The following is a 3,569-nucleotide window of genomic DNA, read 5'->3' as shown; positions in this document are numbered from 1 at the left end:
CCGAAAAATGCCGATGCCGGCACGCCAGCTCCCCATTAATGGATTTGCCCATAAGGCAGGAATTATAAGCGATGCGTGTCATGCCGCAGTCGTCGCAAGCCTCCATGTGACCGCCGAGCGCCTCGGTTCGGCACGCAACGATCGCACTCATCACGCGCCGCTCGACCCGACCGAGATGACCGGCATGCAAACGGCGATAGGCGTCGCCATGCCGGCGCAAGATATCGGCAATCTCGATGGCGGGTCTGTGCGGACGGACGTCGGGGCGGGCCATAACCCGCATCCCGGACGCGTCGTCATCCCGGTGGCGTCACCTCGAGCGACAGGCGGTCGAGCGGGCTCTGCGTCGCCCGGATCGTATCGGTGGCGACCTGCGTGTAGCGCGCCGTCGACGACAGGTTATTGTGCCCGAGCAGAACCTGGATGATCCGGATGTCGGTTCCGTTCTCCAGAAGATGTGTCGCGAAGCTGTGGCGCAGCGTGTGCAGCGTGACGCGCTTGGTCAGGCCCGCAGCCTTCACCGCCGACCGGCAGGCGGCATGCAACACGGTCTGATCGATTGGATGGTCTTCGTCGCGTCCCGGGAACAGATAAACCCGCGGCCGGGCGAGCCGCCAGTAGGTGCGCAGGATGCCGAGTAGTTGGGGCGACAGCATCACGTTGCGATCCTTCGCCCCCTTGCCGTGGCGCACCTGGATGACACCGCGAGCACTGTCGATGTCTTCGATCCGCAGTCCCGCGACCTCCGAGGCCCTGAGCCCGGCCGCATAGGCGGTGGTCAGTGCGGCGCGGCTCTTCAGGCTGGACACTGCTTCGAGGAACTGGACCACTTCGTCGGCGCTAAGAACGACCGGCAGCTTGCGCGGTTCTCGCGCATAGGGAATGCGTTCCGGGATCAGCGCCTCGCCGAGAGTGACGCCGTAGAAAAACCGCAGCGCACAGACGATTTGGTTCAGCGCCGGCCATGATATGCAGACCAGATGCACTTGAAAGGCGCGAACGTCTTCCAGTTCCAACCGATCCGGCGATTTGCCGAAATAACGGCTGAACTTCGAAACCGCGCTGATGTAGGATCGCTGCGTCGCCGGCGACAGATTGCGGACGGTCATGTCCTCGATCATGCGGCGGCGAAGAGGGCTCAAATCGGCCATCTCAATACTCCTGTCTGAGAGGGTGGGCTGCAACACCCACATCCTCTCAGGCAGGAGGCGCTCTACGCCACCTCGCCGTTCACGCCGCGGTAGCGGCTTCGTTCAATCCCGCTCCAAAGCCCCGCTTTCCGGCAAATCCACTTACGGCAAAACGCCGTTTCAGGATTCCAAATCAACGGCTTGGGAATTCTTCACGGACGACGAGATAGCTGATCCAGCATTCCAGTGTTCTTGTTCTGGAAAATGGTGGCCGAAATGCCTTTGGCCACCATTAGTCGTGACTGGGACTCTCGTTGCTGAATGAACGAAGGGTTCAGGTCAACGGGGCTATACGCAAAAGGGCGCGTCTGAGCGCGCCCCTTTCCGAAACAATTGACCGTCCGTTGAGCGGCATTCGTGCCAATCATGCAGCCATTTGAGATTGCCCTCGACGAAGGAGCTATTGCCCCGATCCAAGCGCTTCCCTAGCTTGTCGGTGGATTTGGTGTGATCTCCAAATAACCATTTCCTTCCAATCAGCTCTCTGCGGATTGTACGCCTCCTTGGAGGCAGCTCGAATCTTGCGACCAAGCTCCGAATTCACTGCTTCTGGTCGATAATTGAACAGCCAGAGATCGTCGCGTTGCGCCTTCCGAACAACGTCGAGTTCATAGGTCCCGTATTCGAGAGCAACGTAAGTATGCCGGTCGCCTAATTCGCGTTGCCAGAATTCGTCTTGGCAGCCATGTATTACTACCGAAGAGGAGGTCCCTAGATCTGGTGAAGTTACAGACGGACCAAAAATGCCCATTGCTCGTTCGTAACCGGTCAGTCCGGACGGCTGCTCACACTGGATCTCCCCATATCCGTAAGGCCCGAGCCCGGTGTGGTAATCGATGATAACGACCCTGTCGCGCTTTGCGACTACAAAGTCCGCTGCAATTTGCTCAAGGGTTCGCCTGGTTTCAGTAGGTCCGGTGCCGCCATAGAACACGCCGCCCGGCCTAGTGTACTGACCAGAATTGCGCGCTGCCCTGAATTTCCACTCGCCGTGCTTAGCGCGATATTCCTTGATCGCAGCTTCCGCCCGCTGCAAACCCTCCGGCGTATTGTCCGCTGGAACAAGGTGCTCGGCCAGTTCCTCGTATTCAGGATTTGACGGCAGTGGCTTCGAAAAATCGATGAAGTTTCGATTGGGATCGCACCCCTCCGCAGTAAATCGGCGGTCCCATGCAAAACCGTAACAATTCAGCGCGTGGATGAAGAGTACGGCCGTAGAGGGCGGAAGCTGCTCGTGGAATTTGGCCTGCAAAAATAGAAGTTGCGATGCGGACCCGCTGTACCCTTCCGGACCGTGGGTGCCTGACACCAAGACCAGAAGCGTCTTGGCATCAGGGTTTCCGAAATAGGCAGCATCCGTGAAGAGAGCCTCACCAGAAGGCCCCTTCGTGCTGCATGGGTATGCTCTTGAGGTCGGCGCCGTCGCCAGGAATTTTTGCCTAGCTTCTGCGTAAGTATCGGAAAATACGACGGGCGCAATCTGCTTTGCACTGTCTAAGTTCATTGGCTTAACCTCTGATAGACCTCGATTTCCCAACCCAACTCCGGCCGTTTGGCGAACAGCTTGCGCGGCGTCGAGGTCGAGGGCTCGTATCCCTTTTCGATGATAGGAAGGATTGGGGTGATGGCGATACCGCCACAGGCCATGGCATTCATATGGAATAATGCTATCGCCCCCGAGAGCCGAATTTCTGCAATGTAGGGGCTTCTATTCGCGAAATTCCCCACTCGGCGGGAAGAAGGCGAAGGCTTCCATACAATATGTGATGGTACGCTAGTTCCGAGCCTGCCATGCGGCGGCGGGATTAAGGCCGTTTTGCAGTTTTCAGCTTCGAGCGACACTATCTTGACGGTTACGGCCCCTCCAACGGCCATTTGGGTGGAACTCGTGAACGAGCGTATCCTTGGATCGCGCAACAGAGGCTTGAAAGCTCGGTGGGATTATCGCCGAGCACTTGAAACACACTGCAGACGACATCGGCCTCTCCGACCAGCCTGGCCAAGGCAAGAGCAAAGAGCGGTGTCTCGGGTCTGCGTTTCACATGATCATCATGGCTGTCGCAACCTGCCATCGACTCGTTGCCGGCGCCACACTGATCGGTTGCGTTCGCACCTGAGAGAGTCTTCAAGGTTTAATGCTCGGATCGTCTCGCCGTATGCGCCTTCGATCGCGGCAGCGAACCATTCGAAAAATCCAGCCGTGGGCAATTTCGAGACGCGCCTCAGCGAGTTGCATGCCCTGCTCTCCCCTCTCCTAGACGACCGATTCCATGAAACCTCGCTGATGGAGCAGGCTGAATTGGTGGAACGGATGGGCTGTTGGCGGATTCCTCGTTTGCGGTCGGCGAAACGAGGAGCTGTATCATGGCAGGATGGCGG

The 3,569-nt window shown here is 58.2% G+C and carries 4 protein-coding genes; all 4 read right to left on the bottom strand.

Annotated features, from left to right (window positions below; translation table 11 throughout):
- A partial coding sequence (locus CQ13_RS40740) for a transposase zinc-binding domain-containing protein (protein WP_197427290.1) occupies positions 1–274 on the bottom strand: 274 nt, incomplete at its 3' end.
- 22 nt (positions 275–296) lie between these two features.
- Complete coding sequence (locus CQ13_RS09245) at positions 297–1,151, bottom strand: tyrosine-type recombinase/integrase (RefSeq protein WP_057842676.1); 855 nt, start codon at positions 1,149–1,151, stop codon at positions 297–299.
- A gap of 439 nt (positions 1,152–1,590) precedes the next feature.
- Positions 1,591–2,694, bottom strand: coding sequence for a M14 family metallopeptidase (locus tag CQ13_RS09240; RefSeq protein ID WP_057842675.1), 1,104 nt, complete (start codon positions 2,692–2,694; stop codon positions 1,591–1,593).
- Positions 2,691–2,846, bottom strand: coding sequence for a hypothetical protein (locus tag CQ13_RS42730; RefSeq protein ID WP_156433596.1), 156 nt, complete (start codon positions 2,844–2,846; stop codon positions 2,691–2,693). Before CQ13_RS42730 ends, CQ13_RS09240 begins: the two co-directional genes overlap by 4 nt.
- Positions 2,847–3,569 lie beyond the last annotated feature (723 nt).

It is taken from the genome of Bradyrhizobium retamae (assembly GCF_001440415.1).
Classification (GTDB): domain Bacteria; phylum Pseudomonadota; class Alphaproteobacteria; order Rhizobiales; family Xanthobacteraceae; genus Bradyrhizobium; species Bradyrhizobium retamae.
The sequence above is the reverse complement of the archived record's forward strand: the minus strand, read 5'-3'. Positions and strand labels throughout refer to the sequence as shown.